Source organism: Oceaniserpentilla sp. 4NH20-0058 (assembly GCF_040371755.1).
Classification (GTDB): domain Bacteria; phylum Pseudomonadota; class Gammaproteobacteria; order Pseudomonadales; family Oceanobacteraceae; genus Bermanella.
This window is the reverse complement of record NZ_BAABWE010000004.1, coordinates 159,506-174,782: the sequence shown is the minus strand read 5'-3', so window position 1 is coordinate 174,782 and position 15,277 is coordinate 159,506. Positions and strand designations below refer to the sequence as shown.

At 36.4% G+C, this 15,277-nt stretch carries 16 protein-coding genes; all 16 read right to left on the bottom strand.

Annotation, left to right across the window (positions count from 1 at the left end):
* Positions 1 to 28: 28 nt before the first annotated feature.
* The 16 genes from ABWV45_RS07485 to ABWV45_RS07410 all read right to left on the bottom strand — a co-directional run bounded on the left by ABWV45_RS07485 (position 29) and on the right by ABWV45_RS07410 (position 15,273).
* Positions 29 to 3,067: a DUF6701 domain-containing protein gene (locus ABWV45_RS07485; RefSeq protein ID WP_353350248.1), complete on the bottom strand. Its 3,039-nt coding sequence runs from the start codon at positions 3,065 to 3,067 to the stop codon at positions 29 to 31.
* Positions 3,064 to 3,480, bottom strand: coding sequence for a hypothetical protein (locus ABWV45_RS07480; RefSeq protein WP_353350246.1), 417 nt, complete (start codon positions 3,478 to 3,480; stop codon positions 3,064 to 3,066). Before ABWV45_RS07480 ends, ABWV45_RS07485 begins: the two co-directional genes overlap by 4 nt.
* Positions 3,470 to 4,297 carry a type II secretion system protein gene (locus ABWV45_RS07475; RefSeq protein WP_353350244.1) on the bottom strand — a complete coding sequence of 276 codons (828 nt, stop codon included), beginning with the start codon at positions 4,295 to 4,297 and terminating at the stop codon, positions 3,470 to 3,472. The genes ABWV45_RS07480 and ABWV45_RS07475 overlap by 11 nt, the downstream gene beginning before the upstream one ends.
* Positions 4,297 to 4,797: a prepilin-type N-terminal cleavage/methylation domain-containing protein gene (locus ABWV45_RS07470; protein WP_353350242.1), complete on the bottom strand. Its 501-nt coding sequence runs from the start codon at positions 4,795 to 4,797 to the stop codon at positions 4,297 to 4,299. Before ABWV45_RS07470 ends, ABWV45_RS07475 begins: the two co-directional genes overlap by 1 nt.
* Entirely contained in the window at positions 4,787 to 5,302 is a 516-nt protein-coding gene (locus ABWV45_RS07465; RefSeq protein ID WP_353350240.1) for a pilus assembly FimT family protein, read from the bottom strand. Before ABWV45_RS07465 ends, ABWV45_RS07470 begins: the two co-directional genes overlap by 11 nt.
* 11 nt (positions 5,303 to 5,313) lie before the next feature.
* Positions 5,314 to 5,805 carry a type II secretion system protein gene (locus ABWV45_RS07460; RefSeq protein WP_353350238.1) on the bottom strand — a complete coding sequence of 164 codons (492 nt, stop codon included), beginning with the start codon at positions 5,803 to 5,805 and terminating at the stop codon, positions 5,314 to 5,316.
* A 71-nt stretch (positions 5,806 to 5,876) separates the two neighbouring features.
* The gene (locus ABWV45_RS07455) at positions 5,877 to 6,416 is read right to left on the bottom strand and encodes a pilus assembly FimT family protein (protein WP_353350236.1); all 540 of its coding nucleotides are present in this window, start codon (positions 6,414 to 6,416) and stop codon (positions 5,877 to 5,879) included.
* A gap of 5 nt (positions 6,417 to 6,421) precedes the next feature.
* A complete protein-coding gene (locus ABWV45_RS07450) occupies positions 6,422 to 7,642 on the bottom strand; it encodes a type II secretion system F family protein (protein ID WP_353350234.1) in 1,221 nt (406 codons plus the stop codon).
* A 4-nt stretch (positions 7,643 to 7,646) separates the two neighbouring features.
* A complete protein-coding gene (locus ABWV45_RS07445) occupies positions 7,647 to 9,377 on the bottom strand; it encodes a GspE/PulE family protein (protein WP_353350232.1) in 1,731 nt (576 codons plus the stop codon).
* Complete coding sequence (locus ABWV45_RS07440) at positions 9,367 to 10,269, bottom strand: hypothetical protein (protein WP_353350230.1); 903 nt, start codon at positions 10,267 to 10,269, stop codon at positions 9,367 to 9,369. The genes ABWV45_RS07445 and ABWV45_RS07440 overlap by 11 nt, the downstream gene beginning before the upstream one ends.
* Positions 10,270 to 10,281: 12 nt before the next feature.
* Positions 10,282 to 11,190, bottom strand: coding sequence for an ExeA family protein (locus tag ABWV45_RS07435; protein WP_353350228.1), 909 nt, complete (start codon positions 11,188 to 11,190; stop codon positions 10,282 to 10,284).
* Positions 11,183 to 12,775, bottom strand: a complete 1,593-nt coding sequence (mshL, locus tag ABWV45_RS07430) for a pilus (MSHA type) biogenesis protein MshL (RefSeq protein WP_353350226.1) — start codon at positions 12,773 to 12,775, stop codon at positions 11,183 to 11,185. The genes ABWV45_RS07435 and mshL overlap by 8 nt, the downstream gene beginning before the upstream one ends.
* A gap of 1 nt (position 12,776) precedes the next feature.
* Complete coding sequence (locus ABWV45_RS07425) at positions 12,777 to 13,115, bottom strand: hypothetical protein (RefSeq protein ID WP_353350224.1); 339 nt, start codon at positions 13,113 to 13,115, stop codon at positions 12,777 to 12,779.
* Entirely contained in the window at positions 13,112 to 13,759 is a 648-nt protein-coding gene (locus tag ABWV45_RS07420; protein WP_353350222.1) for a hypothetical protein, read from the bottom strand. The genes ABWV45_RS07425 and ABWV45_RS07420 overlap by 4 nt, the downstream gene beginning before the upstream one ends.
* Entirely contained in the window at positions 13,722 to 14,354 is a 633-nt protein-coding gene (locus ABWV45_RS07415; RefSeq protein WP_353350220.1) for a PilN domain-containing protein, read from the bottom strand. The genes ABWV45_RS07420 and ABWV45_RS07415 overlap by 38 nt, the downstream gene beginning before the upstream one ends.
* The gene (locus tag ABWV45_RS07410; protein ID WP_353350218.1) at positions 14,341 to 15,273 is read right to left on the bottom strand and encodes a hypothetical protein; all 933 of its coding nucleotides are present in this window, start codon (positions 15,271 to 15,273) and stop codon (positions 14,341 to 14,343) included. Before ABWV45_RS07410 ends, ABWV45_RS07415 begins: the two co-directional genes overlap by 14 nt.
* Positions 15,274 to 15,277 lie beyond the last annotated feature (4 nt).

The window sequence follows — 15,277 nt, the reverse complement described above, 5'->3', positions numbered from 1 at the left end:
TATGAAGTTTAGATTCTAAGAGCATGGGCTAATAAAGTTCTTTCCAGTAGATAATTTTATCATGGCCTCGATAGCGTCCAAACGTCACATTTGTAATTGGCCCTTCTTCACTGGTATCTAGACTTTCATCCCAGTTATAGGTTAGCCATGACGGAGACGAATATTGTGTAGTAATGGTTCCATAATGGCCATTAGCTGGGGCACTCCAAGACAACCGCCATATCCCTGCATTTAACGAACCCGAATCAAAATCTTGACCACTTAATGAAGTGTCCCCCGTAATAAGAGGGGTTGAAGCGTCACCTACGTCCGTCACTAGAAAATTAAAAAACTCACTGATATCCACATTAGTATTAGAGTCCAATTCATTTAATTGGAATGTCTGACCGTCATAATATTCCGCATACATATTATGTGTAAGTTCGCTTAATTCCGAACCAAAAGCATTTTCTATATTTAAACGCCCATATCTAACCTCGCTACCTATAGGCGTAAAACTCAATGAATTTCCCGTTATATTGTCATCATCTGAAAAGCTATTAATATTAATCAACACATCCAAATCAAAAGGAGCGATTAATGCCAGCATGGTTCTTTCTACATAATAATGATCAAATAAATTAAAACTGGCTGAATATATTGAGTTAGAAGATTGATAACTAAACGCATGTGCAGATAAAACTGAATTTAATGTTAAAGGTGTAACATTATCATTGCCCACGTTATTTAACGTCACGTTTAATGTCGGCTGTGGATTCTTGAAAAAATCACCAATATAGTTCTGTAGTACATCCGCAGCTGGAAAAGCATTAACTGCATCAAACTGATACTGTGGCGCACTATCATAGGTAATTACACCGTCACCAAATTCATTAATTTGCCCTGTATATGTAAAGCCGTTATTCGCTGAGTTGAATTCACCATCATCTTGTTTCGTCAATCGGAATGAACTTGGAGTAAAGCGTCCAATAGGCTTAGAGGAAGTAACAGGTAAATCTTTGGATAAATAGCTATTCCCACCTATATCAAGGCTCACAACCCCCATTTCACTCCATGCCATATCAAATGTTTTTGTTCCAGCAACAAGATCTGCACTAGTTTGAGTAATATAACCCGTAAAGCCGGAACTGGGAGCTATCAGACTAGGTGATAAATTCACCGCATGATTAAACGACAAAAGCGTTTTATTATTATCGCAGAAATCAAGATCCCCATTAGATTCCCAGCCTTGGGCACTTGTTGTAACAGAAAAAGACTCTCCTGATTTTTTAAATACACTACAACTGGCGTAATCTGCATCATTACTGCCAGCACATTCACTATTAATTTCATTTACATTAAGACAAAAACCAGCAGGAATAAACGTCATGGATTGGGATGCACCCAATATATTACTCCCAGATAATGCTTTAAAAGCATGTAATGTTATGCTGCCCGCATCTTGATACACAACATCAGGCAACCGCGCCGTACTATTTAAAGAGAAATTCAACAAAACAGAGGTATAAGAGCCTACTGAACCGGTATTTTCAGATATTGAATTTCCATCAATTAAAAAATTGGAATTCCCTGATCCGTCACATGCTAACGGATCATTACATTCAACAGCAATTTGTATAGTTTGGGGCCCTGAAAATAATGACTGACATACTCCAGTTTCAATATCGGTTGTTATCGCACGTAACATCACGGGATGATCAACTAAATCAATCTGGAGGGGCTTATAAGATATTAAGTCAGGAAAAATCTGAGACTCTATAACACCATCATCATATAAAAACCGGAAGATAGAAGTTTGAAATATAATATCTTCATCATCCGCTTGATTCGCATTACCTGTTGTCTCTGAAATATTAAAACCATCTACAATATTAATATTGGTTGTTTCCACATGCGTATTAGATAAATACAACTGCACGGAGCCATTATCAAGAGATGAAAATTGGTATTCAGCAATACCTGAATCGCTTGCACCAGTGATCAGCGTACCTTGCGTACTACCACTAATGGACCAATCACCATTGGATGTTGTTGTGGACAAGTCTATGGTGCCAGTGTAATTACTCATAATGCTATTATCCGAACGCATAGCATCAATAGTAATCAACTCCGCTTCACAGTTTACACCGATACCCGTGTGAGTAATTGAAAAGTGATCCGCCAAAGAGGCTTGTATTATTGTGATTTTAGCAACTTGATCAACAACATCCGCATTAGTTGCACTTTCTATAGTCATAAAAAAATAACTATCTACTGAATTATTTGTATCTATCGTATCAACATTTACAGTAACTTGAGTTTGACCTGCGCTTATCGTCACACTGCCTGATTTTAAAATATAATCTGTACCCGCAGCGGCATCACCATTTACCGTGGTATAATTAATCACTACATCACTAGTAAAAGAAGTATTTAAAACAAATGTCAGCACTGCACTACCACCTTGACTCACTACAACATCTTCTAAAAAACTCAGGCTAGGTGCTCCAGCAGGCAGTGGAGGTGGCGTCGAGTTATCTTCCCCTTCTGTAGGAGGAACTGAATTCCCTGTAGGGACTTGCCAGTCTCCCACACCATCTGGAGTTCGATATGTTCTTCGAGTAGAAGCAGCACCACTTGCTGAAATAGGGAATGGATAAACACAGTTTTCAAATTGTGGATTCACATTATTAACCGTTAAATAGTCAACAACATCATCATTTTCATCAGTTAATATAATATCAAACCCACCAATCCAATCGATGTAACTTGAAGGCTCAGGGGAACCGGAGTATACCCAATACTTTCCCGTTCGATCAGCATCGGATAAAGACAAAACACTAGAACAAGAGTAAAAAATGATAAATATAGTTTCACATATTTGTATATTCCAATTATCTAATAGTGAATTATTGATCGTATTATCTAGTTTTTTAATCTCGATAAAATCATCATCATTATTAAAAAATTGATGCTCTTTACTCACTTCATTAATACTAACCAATCCGGCATATGGAGAACAATCAGACCAAACTGGGTTAGTTAATAATAAAATAATGAATCCGAATATGAGCGATAAATTCATCATGGTACGACCCGAATTTGAACAACCCTTATGGCCTGATCCTTCTCTAAGCCACAACTACCCTCACTGGTAAACGTGTAGTAATTTTTACTAGAAACGGTTTTAACATCACAGCTTACGTTGAGTATGCATTCAGAAAAACCTATACCCGTCATTAACTGATCTTGAATAAAGTTAGCAGTGCATGAACTTAGTGTCTGCTCAGAATTCAAACTATAAACCGCAGCAATTTGCGCACCACTTTCCGCCACGTAGAATGCTCTCAGGCTTAACCATTCGCGTCCATAAGCCGCCGCATTTACATCATTAAATCGGTTCATAGCTGAAAGTAGCAATGTCAGTATCAGAATCAAAAATAGAGCACTTGGCAAACCTAAACCTAACTGATGCTTAACATGAATAGAATTAAGGTACATTTCTAATTTGAACCTCCCTATTCACTTGTAAAACTTCAGCATTACCACCATTGTTTAATTGATAATTAATCGAAACAATACTGCTACGCTGTAACGAGCCTAAATCTATTTGGAACTCTAAACTATTATCAACCAAGCCATTTGCAATTAGCTTTCTATTAGGTAGTGAATTGGGTAAATTTGCAGATAGATTATTAATACTTCCAATGAAGCCATAATTAGAAAACCAAAATAATGAATTATCAATCTGACAGAATGCATTTGGCTCACTTACAAAAAACATTCTTTTTTGACTCGACTCAAATTCAAATCGAAAACCACTAGCAAAATTAAACACACTTGCGTCGCCTACATCACTAGTATAAGTGGCTTGAGAAGATGAGATCATTCCAGGATTTCGACTATTGTCAAAAAGATCGCTTCCCTGTTTTCTCGGGTATATGGCAACATAACCCAATTGAGGCAGTGAACTATCAATACTTACAACATGAATTTCGGTATCTATATTTTCCGAACCTAAAATAGGTGCTTGTAAATATTGGCTGGCACTTAATATAGGAATAAATTCAACACATGAACTATCAGAGTTTATCCGCACACTATTTGGTAATGCATTACGAATTTGTCTTGTTAATTTCTCATTTATAATTGATGCTATCGCGCTGTGATTTGTTCTCTCCAAAGTACCGACAAACGATATAGCAGTTAAGCTGACAAACTCTACACTACCAACGGCTAACACAGAAATTATCACCATTGTGATAATTAACTCTATTAAAGTAAAACCGGTCATTTTTTTAGGCCACTTAATAACCATTAAAAATTCCCTCGGTACGCACTCATACGTCTTTGCAAAGAATTAGACGAAGTTACACTCACGGTAATGCGTTTTACCAAATGGTTTTCACTCAGACCTAATTCTAAGCCTGCACATTCAACGTTAATTGTCACAGCGAAATCAGTATACTGTGTGGTATCAAACCCACTTTGCAAAAGTACAGGGGGCTGATCATTGATACCGCCATAGTCATCAACATCGTCAAACTGATTTCTACTTTGTCCCTCATTTGAAATGGTGCATGGTGACTGAGCTAATGCAACTTCACCACCACCTTGGGGGGTTTGATCATCAAAATTAAGGGGTAATATTTCGTCTAAGTACCCCTGCATTAATGATTGAGCTTTTGCCTCAATAATAGGCGCAGTACCTTGAACAATTGATGTAGAGAGTGAAGATGTTAATGTTGATAATGCTATAGCCAATATAACAATCGCGATTAACATCTCAACAAATGTAAAACCCTGACTACGGTACACATTCACCTCCATATGCATATCCGCTTGGCGACAGGCACCAATTCTTACTTTGAGTTGAAGGCACACAAAAACGATGATTACTGCTTAATTTATTATTTGACGCATCTACCAAATCACCATAGCCATCAAAGCGAAACGTAGCAGGAAACGACATAACCGATAACAAAGCACATTCATTTGAAAAACTAGCATTGGAGTAATTGATAGATAAGCCATTATGCTCAACATCAAACTCATCAATGAATTGTCCAGCCTGCGATAATGTAAATCGCCAAACTTCGGAGGTTCTAGAGATAGTCAATAATAAAGGCTGAGTAAGCTGCGTTTTTAAAAAGGCTTGTCGCTGTGAATAGCGAAGCTGGTTGATCCAAGCTTCGCTTGCAAGTGATGGCGTATACTGTGAAGGGCTTGAAAATAGACCAATGCCCACGGCGCTTAATATCGAAATTAATACGATAACAACGATGAGCTCAATTAAGGTGAATCCATTCGCCTTGGTGGTCATAATGAATCACATTAACAACCTGATAAAGCACTAATAGCTGGTGCTGCAGGGTCGCCATCAAAATCTGGCTCAGTATAAGTAAAACCACATGTCTTACCATTTAATACAATACTCATCACCCTTGGACTATTCGCTGTACCATCACCAGATGCCGTAGTACAGGTATAATCAGCAGAATCTAATCCCGCTGCATCACAAATATTTACGACAGCAGCGTTAGCCGAAGGATAACCCCCTACCATAACGACAGTGATGTCTTCTAGAACCACACTGGCTGGACTTCCGCCATCAGCTAAATATTGCGCATGAGCTATGGCCGAACTGGATTTCACAGCGCCTCTTGCCCCTTCAATACTGGAGGTTTCAGCATCACTAGAAAAATCAGCAAATTTGGGTAAGGCAACAGCACTTAAAATCCCTAAAATCACAATAACCATAATTAACTCAATTAAGGTAAACCCTACTTGATTATAATTAGACTTAATTGTATTTGTTATCACCATAGTATTCTCCATTTTTACTACACACCCTTTGAGAGCATTGCCCTACCTAATTTAAGTGTAGTAGAAAAATATCATTTCAATATGGTTAGTACTGCGCCTGAGGATAAATCATATTCGATTCTGCTATTACTAGCGCCCTGCTGATAAGTATAAATACATTTTGAATCGGCATTGGTTGTCACAAGATAATTGACCCCCTCACCCGATACACTTGAAACGGTAATCCCGTTTGTCGATAGCAATGCATCCCATATGCGAATACAGCGTAAAACATCACCGGACAAAGAAGGGCTATGGGATGAAGCTGTCGTTTGTTGAGCATCACTTGGCCATCCCTGTTCAGTGGTAGCCACATCATTACGCCCGAACCCTTTAATTGAGTCCACAGGGCCATTCCCACCGATTGCCACCCACTGAGTGCGAGCCAACATAACCGCACTGGCAAGTGCGCCTCCAGTGGCTAGAACTGAACTATGATGGGCATCATCGTAATTATTGGACATGCGTGGCAATGCAATTACAGACAGTATCGCAAGTAATGTGATAACAATTACCAGCTCCAATAATGTAAAGCCCAACATATCACTAGAAACCGTACGTGGTTTAAACATATATATCACCGAGCACTAGTATTGAGGTCCCACAGTGGGAGGAAAATACCTAAAGCTAATATCAAAACCATAACCCCCATAAATACTAATAGTATAGGCTCAATTGCACTACTTAACTGACTTACCTCGTAGTCTGTTTCTTCATCATAAAAATCACTGACATCACCTAATAAACTATCAAGCGTGCCGCTCTCTTCTCCTACTGATATCATTTGTAGAATAAGTGGTGTAAACATACCTGATGCATTAGCGGTTCTTGAAAGGGATTCACCTCTCTCAATGCCTTGGCGCATTTCTTTAATGTTTTGTTCGATATATAAATTACCAATGGCATCTGAACTAATTTCAATTCCTTGTAATATGGGCACCCCTGAAGAAGTTAATAACGAAAAGGTGCGTGTAAAACGAGAAAGACAAATATGTTTTATTAAGCTGCCAATTATGGGGATTCCTAATTTAAACTTATCCCATTTAACAGAACCTAATTCAGTATTTATATACTTAACAAATGCTATGATTCCAATAATAAGAAATAAAATGAAAACCCACCAATATTGCAAAAAGAAATTGGATATATCCAATAGTAGTTGTGTTAAAAATGGTAAATCCCCTCCAAATTTATCAAATACTTTTGAAAATTTAGGTATGACCAAAATGTTAACTACAATAATGGCAATGCAAATCGCACTAATAACGATAGTAGGATAACGTAATGCACTGCTTACTTTTTTCTTAGTCTCACGTACCATTTCAAGATATTGTATTAATTGAAGAAAAGCTTGATCTAAGTTACCAGTACTTTCACCCACATGAACCATATTGATAAAAATTGGACTAAAATAATATTCATGATTTTTCAGCGCTAAACTTAATGTATTTCCTCGACTTAATACATTCCCAACGTCTAACAAAATATCTTTTAATATCGGGTGCTTAGTCGTCTCTGACAAACCATAAACAGCACGCATAATAGGAATACCACTTTTCGACAACGCATGCATTTGTCGACAAAATAATACCATATCGTTCAAGGGGATTTCTTTTTTAGGAAGATGCTGTTTAAACCACTCCCCCACATCAATAGAAGGATTGATCTCCTCAATAAATACAGGGATTAATCTATCATCTATTAAGCGAGCCGCAACAAGATCCCTATTATTTGCCTCTTGCTCGCCAGTGTATAGCTTTCCGCTTTTATCACGAGCCTTATAGCTATAAATAGGCATCTTGTTACCTCAAACTTTCTAGTGATAGTGCATGGTCATCTAAGCTTGCTGACACTTTAAATACTTCACTAATCGATGTTTTTCCTTCAATTGCTAAATCCAAGGCACAAGTTGCCAGTGGTAAGTACAGATCACTGGATTTTGCTAATTTTATAAATGAATTTGCATCATTACGCCTCAATGCATCTAGCATATCGTCATTCAGTTCTAATAATTCATAAACCCCTGTGCGGCCAATATAACCCGTATTTGAACAATGGTGACAGCCTTCACCTTTGTAAAATACGTTTTCTTGTAAATCCCCGCCCATACCTTTAAGCCAGCTTTTTTCTTGTGCAGATAATTCATATGGTATTTTACAATTTTGACAAACTTTACGAATAAGCCGCTGCCCCACCACTGCCCTTAAACTAGAAGCAACCAAATATGGATCAGCCCCCATATCCATTAACCTCATGGCTGTTGATATAGCATCATTTGTATGAAGGGTAGACAAAACCATATGTCCAGTCATGGCTGCACGTAAGGCAATTTCTGTTGTTTCTGTATCCCTCATTTCGCCAATTAAAATAATATCAGGATCTTGTCTTAGTGCTGTGCGTAATATTTTTGAAAAAGTTAAATCAATCTTATTATTTATTTGTACTTGATTGATTCTAGGCAAGCGATATTCAACAGGGTCCTCTGCGGTAATGATTTTTTTATTCTCTGCATTAAGAGAATTTAAAGCTGCGTATAATGTAGTACTCTTACCACTACCTGTAGGGCCTGTCACTAACACCATACCATGAGGGCGTGAAATAAGAGTTTTAAAACGATTTAATAATTTCTCACTCATACCAATTGAGCTAAAGTTTAATAAACCATGACTTTGATCCAGTAAACGCATGACCACCGCCTCACCATATTGAGTTGGCAAGGTCGATAAACGTACATCAATACTTCGATTTAAAATTCGTATATTAAATCGGCCATCTTGTGGCAGCCTTTTTTCAGCTATATCTAATCCACTCATTATTTTTAATCGGCTTACCAGCGCACTCACAACTCGGCGTTCTTTCATAACTTGTTCTTGTAATTCGCCATCAATTCTTAATCGAACCCTTAGTACCGATTCATCTGGTTCGATATGAATATCCGACGCATTAACCTGTACTGCATCTTCGAATATATTCTGCAACAAACGAACAACAGGTGCTTCGCTAGCGTCAGATTCAGCCAATAAGGCTTCCAGATCCAAATCGCTTTGACCTAGTTCCTCGTCCAATTCAACAGCAATTGTGGCAATTTGCTCAGTACGGCGATAGATACGATCGATTGCATTAATAACTTCATGTTCTTTCACAAAAGCTGGTATTATTTTTTTCTTAAGTACCCGTTGTACTTCGTCCACTGCCAAAATATCCAATGGATCCATGAATCCAACAAAGTATTGGTTAGGCTCTTCAATTAAAATAATCGCACGATAACGCCTAGCCAGGCTCTCTGGTAACCTTCTGGTTACTTCACTATCAAATTGGAAACGGGATAAATCGATAAACGGCATTGCAAAATATGAAGATAATTCCAACAGCAATTTATCTTCACTAATAAATCCAAGGTCAATTACTGCACGACCAAACTTTCTTCCTGAGCGCTTTTGCTCATCTAAAGCCATCATTAGCTGTTCTTGGCTTATTAAACCTTTTTCTACTAATAAATCACCAACGCGAACCTTATGACCTCTATTTTTCATTGGTAATCCTCGCATCAATATGGGATATACGCTCTATTACAAACGATTTCAATAAAGGCCCTAATTTTCTTGATTTTAATGAGATCAAATATAATTTCTTGGCGACTAAAATTTTATTTTCTTTTTCATAGCTGATTGCTGCCCCGATTTTCCACTTTGGATCGTTATTATCTATGGAGATCAGCCTTGTATATAAATTAATGGCACTCAGATGCCTCTCACTACGTTGCTCTCCCTGAGCTGATAGCGCCAACATTTTTTTATTCGTTAATAAATCAGGTACGGTTTTCAATATTAAAGGATACACAGCACTAGGATCAGAACTAAGTAGTCCAGCATAATCATAAAGTGGGCGTATATTTTTATTAATTATTAACTCTGGTGGGGAAATATCTGAATTAACAATCTTAGGTTTTTCTTTATTTTCTTTATTTTCTTTATTTTCTTTATTTTCTTTATTTTCTTTATTTTCAACAATTATAGATTCTTTTAATTCATCAGATGTATTTGATGAAATAACATTTAATTTTAGGTCATTTGTAGGAGATTCTTTAGTTGGTATAACCACTTCATTTTTTTCATATATAACATCAGATTCTAAAATTTCTAATTTACTTACTGAATCTTCAATAATATTATCACTAGTTGTAGTTATATTTTTTTCATCACGGCTAACATATGGCAAGCCAATATCATTGCTTTCAATATTAAGGTAGTACAAAACCACGTACGCAGAACATAAAATAATACACAATAATACTATATATTTTAACACTGGCTTATATGAGTGATCATGTCGATTATCTTTCAACATAAAATCAATAGTGCCAGCATATTGATGCTGCCTCTTTCTATTATCTAAGTCTCTTAATACGTCATTTACAACACTCATATTGATCACTATTTACCTAAAAAACCAATGTGAATATTTATCGACACCTTCGGTATCCATAGCAGCACGCTTAACCATCGACGCTGATACTTTATTTACTCCTTTTGAAAAGGCTATTAACATCGCCTTTCCACTAATAATATTAATTAGCCTAGGTATTCCCTTGCTGTATTTATGTAATTTTCTTATTGCTGAACGTTTAAAAACAGCTTCACCTTGATAACCAGAATAGGCTAAGCGATGAGAAACAAACTGATCTACCTGACTGATATTCAATGCCTCGATAATATAGCTATAGGTAATTCTTTGGCGTAATTGTCGCAATGAATGTCGACTCAATAACTCGTCTAACTCAGGTTGAGCAAAAAGTACAATTTGCATCAATTTTTGACTTTCTGTTTCTAAATTAGTAAGTAGTCGTAATGCCTCAATACTTTCCTCTGGTAAAGCTTGTGCTTCATCTATCACTAACACCACTTTTTTATCATTAAGTGCTAGTCTGATTAGCTGTTTATTAATAGCCTCCATTAATTCATCATCGGCAAGCCAGCTTAAATCTGGAACTTGTAATTCTTTAGCAACTGATCGTTTTAATTCAACAGGATTAAGGCTTGGGTTAGGGATATATGCACTGCAGTACTCGTTTTCGTCTAGTGAATTAAGCAAGCAACGACAAACTAACGTTTTACCTACCCCCACCTCTCCTGTTACTTTTATGATGCCTTCTGCACTACTTAAAGCAAACATCATCATAGATAAGCATTGCTGTGTGCTAGGTAATGCCACATAGAACTGTGTGTTTGGAAGTAACGAAAATGGCATTTCTCTAATATTAAAAAAATCTTTAAAATCTTCGAGAATTGCCCCCATAGTCGCGGTTGACTGGGAAGGGCCTAGTACATTTATAGCTTGACTACTCATCGGCCTGATCCTCTTTATTTTTCCAGCTAGGATATTGCCTTTTAATCTTATCTATCTCTTGAGCCCAAACATCGCTATCAGTTATGGTCGGTTGTAATAAGATGACCAATTCACTTTTTGTTTTTGTATGCTGCTTTTGAGTAAATAAAGCACCAACCAATGGAATTCTTGATAACCAAGGTACTTTTGCATCTGTTTGCTTTTTCTTGTTTTGTAGTAAACCGCCAATAACAACCACCTGTCCATTTCTTGCTTTTATTATACTGTCGGTTTCTCGAATGCTGCTAAACGCCATAGGTAATTCGAAGGTATTCCCCCCTACTTCTATTACCTTACTTCTTTCAACCACTTCTGTAACACTTGGGTGAACGTGTAATATGACTTCATTATTTGATCCAATTTGAGGTGTCACATCTAAAGCAATTCCCGAAAAGAATGGTGTAAGACCAACCTCAGGACTGGTATTTGTTGATGTAGTCGTTGTAGTTGTATTGGTACTAACATTCGTTACAAAAAATTCATCTGTACCAACTTTAATCACCGCTTTTTGATTATTTACTGTGCTTATTCTTGGTGAAGATAATACTTGTACTTCACCTTGTCTTTGTAGTAATTGAATAACACCAGTAAAGTCAGATGTATTGAAATTTAGCGAAAATATACCCGCTAAACTGTCTGGATTGGTAATATTTGCCGATGATAATGAGACTGCCGAATCTTTGCTTGAATCAGAAAATGAGGCCCCAATACCCGCTCCAAATGAATCCCACTGAATACCTGCTTGAAATCCATCGTTTAGTGTTACTTCTAATATTTTTGCCTCTATTATTACTTGTTTCTGCAATGATAATTCAGCTTTACTCAAAAACTCTTCAACTGCCATTAATTCAGAAGGAAAAGCCCTCACAACCACTAATCCAGCTTGGGCATCCACAATTACCCTCCTTCCTTCACCATTCCCCACCATTACTTGAACTGACTGCTGTAGGCTTTTCCAAAAATCTGTATTTGCTTGGGTTTCAAGACGAGTGGCTGTAGAAAGATTTTGGTTGCCATCATTTGTACCTTCAGAGCCACCACTATCATAAATATGACCACTGGAAACAGACATACCACTACTGCCTTGTCGTGATACATTTAAATAATTCAAATGAAATACTTTATTTTGTAAAGTCTTAGGTACAATTTGATATCCATAGTTTGTCTTTACATATTCCAGTTCATAATTATCTCTAATTGCTTCTAGTGTTTCTTCCAGTGTGACATTTTTTAAATTTAACGTGATATTCTGCTTTATATCTGGATGAACAAGTATGTTCACGTCTAAACCATCGACAAGCCCTAAAAAGAATATTTTTGCCGGATTCCGCTTTGCAACCACATCAAAACGCAATGGCTGTGATTCTTCATCTAAATTTGGCAACAAGGCATCATAAGTAGATTTTGAAACATCTAACTCATTATATTTAGGTAAATCCTCAACTACCTGATCAACTATATCTAATGTCTTTTCAGGATTTGATGAGCAAGAAATTACAAACATAGCTGTAATAATGTTCAGTATTGCAAGTTTGATTTTTTGCATATCAACGCCTCACATTAGGTGCTGAATCTGTTAAATTTAAAATCCATTTCATATCGTCCCTTACCAAAACTACTTCATCCGGTTTTATACTAATGACTTTTGCCTGATGTATATGTTGCCCTTCCCTTAATACATAGCCATTGATAACGGCACTCTTCCCTGCTTCATTAATGACTACTTGCCTGAGATTAAATTTCTCACTTACTATATTGACTTTCTTTTCAATCTTAATATCTGTAATCTTTTTCTTTAGCCAAGGAGGCATCATTGGATCAAATTCACCAACTTGTGCATACGCTATCCCATTAATCATTAACACTGATAATAAGATTAATCTCATAGCCCCAACACCTTATTACTGGTACTGAGTGTATGAACATTAATTTTTAAGCTTCCAGCAGGATAATCAATAATTTCGTAAGATAAGTCATTCCAATATAACTGCCACTCTTCGTTTTCTATTTGCCCTACAAAATTCAGTGATGAAAAATAATCTCCTATTAACTCCATTGCCAGTTCATGTTTATATAATATTTGACTGCCTTCTGAGCCTTTATTAATCTCTAATTTTTCAGGTGGCGAATTCTTTAGCTCTTCAACGGTTAGTTTGTTTTTTGCCAACAGCCCTTTAAATACTAAATTCATCTTATTTGGGCCTATTAATGCCGATGTCAATTCATTAATTTCCTGATTCTGCTCTTCAACTCGAATCTTTAGCTTATTCAACTTGTCTTTATAGGGTTGATCTAAATCTAGTTTTGATCGTGATTCTAACTTCGATATCCTATTTTTTGATTCCGCTATTTTTTTACTTAAATTGTCACTCTGTGATTTATATTCCATCCATTTATCGTATATTGGTAACCACACAGTCATTACTAAGATCATTGCTACGGCGCTGGCACTTATTAGCGCCATCAAACGTCTTTCGCGCAATGTCAATCCATTAATTTTGTAATGAAATGTTTTCCAATACTCCTTCATTGGATTCTCCTTCACGTTGACTACCAATCTTAAATTCTAGATATTCACCATTCCTACTCACATTAAATGTTTCAAATTCAAAATTTTTTAATTCCTTTATGCTTGATAATTTTTCAATGTATTCTGACAATCCATTAGATTCAATGGTATATCCAGTTAACTCGATGTTTTTACCTGAGTCTCGAATTCTTAACTTTGTTAACCATGCACTTTTAGAATTTACATTTGTCAATGCAGTTAAAATACTAGAAAAATGTATACCATTATTATCGAGCTCCTTATTTTTCAAATACGATAGAATATTCCTATTTTTTAATTTTTTATTTTCATATAACTTAATTTCCTCTAGTAATATTTTATCTGTTTCGGGTTCTGGAAATTTCTTGACTGAAGCATTTAATTGGTTTTCCCAATATAGTGTTTGCTCCTTAAGTGATTCTTGATTTTTATATTGAAATTCACTCATAAATGACAAAATTACGAATACAAATAAACCTATAACTAGTACATAAAAATTAATTATTACAATAATACTGGCTGAAAATTCCGGCTCTATTTTTCGAAACTCTTCAAGATATAAATTAACCTGTTGCATAGGAACCTCGACGAAGCAGTGTTCCTATTACATGTAAACAGTCTGAATTTTTACACTTTTCCAGTTCTAGCTCCCCGCTAAACGACAAAAATTCCTTGCAGTCATAATTAATTACATTTTGTTCCAAAGACCGTTGAAGGTGCTCTCTAATATCAATATCTATTAACTCGGATGGCAATATATAAATCTTATTTGCGATGCCTTTTCCAACTTGGCTTTCGTAATAATCTAAGGAACGCTGAATATCCAATACGAAACGTTCGACCATGACATCCTGACTTTCATTTTGTATTTGAAGTTCTGTTGTGTCTTGTGCAATAAAACTCGAATAACCCATTTCAATTAAACGTGTTAGGTACATGCCTTCATGTGAAAACATATGAATTTGTCCGTTATTTTCTTTTAAGCTAATAAAGGCCACCGTTCCTTGCTCTGCCTCTGGCATCAACAATGAGAGGTTCCTTAAAGCCAATTCTTCTATATCTATTATTTTTAAGTCCAATCCACAGTCTTTTATGAACTGTATTTTTTTCTCAATTAATGTTTTTGACGCAGCAACCACATACAACATTTTCATGCGTCCACGGTAGGCATCGTCAGGTAAGTGAAAGATGTCTATTGCAGCATCTTCAATAGGTAGGTTAATTAGGTCTTTTAAACGCCAGCGAACCGCTTCAGGTAGCTCATCTTCCTCAACAGGTGGGCACTCTATTAGTTCCAGTTCATATTCATCTTGATCAAGAACCACATAGCAATCGGCATTTTTTAACTTGTGTTGTGTCACCCATGATTTCACATAGGACAATTGTTCAACCGTTGGAACTACCCTATTCTCTAGGCTGATAATCTCCAGATCACTTCCTTTATAAATCCCATGGCATAACGTGACCTTATCCTCATATAGGGCAACGCCAACCACGCCA